Source organism: Streptomyces sp. NPDC037290 (assembly GCF_055603245.1).
This window is the reverse complement of sequence record NZ_JBVJVZ010000194.1, coordinates 1-1,061: the sequence shown is the minus strand read 5'-3', so window position 1 is coordinate 1,061 and position 1,061 is coordinate 1. Positions and strand designations below refer to the sequence as shown.

The following is a 1,061-nucleotide window of genomic DNA, read 5'->3' as shown; positions in this document are numbered from 1 at the left end:
GGAACGCGCGGGCCAGGCCCTGGAGGCCATCGGCACGACCAGCAGAGCGGCCCTGTCCGAACTCCGCCGTCTCCTGGGTGTGCTGCGCGAGGACCACCCCGACGCCGAACGCGCCCCTCAGCCGACGCTCGACGAACTGACACCCCTCATCGATCGCGTACGCAGAGCCGGCCTGCCCGTCCAGCTGGAGCTGAACGGCGAACCCACCGCGCGGTCGCTCACCCCGGGACGCCAACTCACCGTGTACCGGGTGATCCAGGAGGCCCTGACCAACACCCTCAAGCACGCCACCGGCCCGACATCCGCGACGGTCACCCTCACCTACTCACACACGCACCTGGACGCCCGCATCACCGACACGGGCACCGGAGCCGGCAGAACCGCGGAAACAGAGGAAGCACCGCCGGCAGCCCAGGGCATCATGGGCATGCGCGAACGCGCCGCACTGTACGACGGCACCCTCGAAGCGGGCCCGCTGCCGGAACACGCCGGGTGGCAGGTACAGCTCCGCCTTCCTCTGGAGGACACGCACCAGTGACGACCGTACTCATCGCCGACGACCAGCCGATGCAGCGCTTCGGGTTCCGCATGCTGCTGGAGAGCCAGGACGACATGACGGTGGTCGGAGAAGCGGGCAACGGCACCGAGGCCGTCCACCTGGTCGCCCGCCACCACCCGGACGTGGTGCTGATGGACATCCGCATGCCCGGCCTGGACGGCATCGAGGCGACCCGGCGCATCGTCGCGTCGGGCGCCCGCACCCGCATCCTGATCCTCACCACCTTCGACCTCGACGAGTACGCGTACGCCGGCCTCCGCGCCGGTGCCAGCGGCTTCCTGGTCAAGGACGCCCTGCCCGAGGAACTCCTCGCCGGTATCCGCGCCGTGGCCGCCGGCGACGCGGTGGTCGCCCCCGCCCTGACCCGCCGGCTCCTCGACGCGTACGTCCACCATCTCCCGGCCGTACCCGGTGCCCGGGCCACCTCGGACCCGCGCATCACCGCCCTGACGGAACGGGAACGCGAGATTCTCACGGTGATAGGACAGGGCTGGTCCAACAC

Annotated in this window: 2 protein-coding genes; both read left to right on the top strand. The window is 70.8% G+C overall.

What is annotated here, in order from left to right; all coding sequences use genetic code 11:
* Positions 1 to 538, top strand: a 538-nt coding sequence (locus ACZ7HQ_RS45915; RefSeq protein ID WP_471003709.1) for a sensor histidine kinase, incomplete at its 5' end; no start/stop codon positions are given.
* On the top strand, positions 535 to 1,061 hold a 527-nt coding region (locus tag ACZ7HQ_RS45910; RefSeq protein ID WP_471003706.1), incomplete at its 3' end, for a response regulator. The genes ACZ7HQ_RS45915 and ACZ7HQ_RS45910, both read left to right, overlap by 4 nt.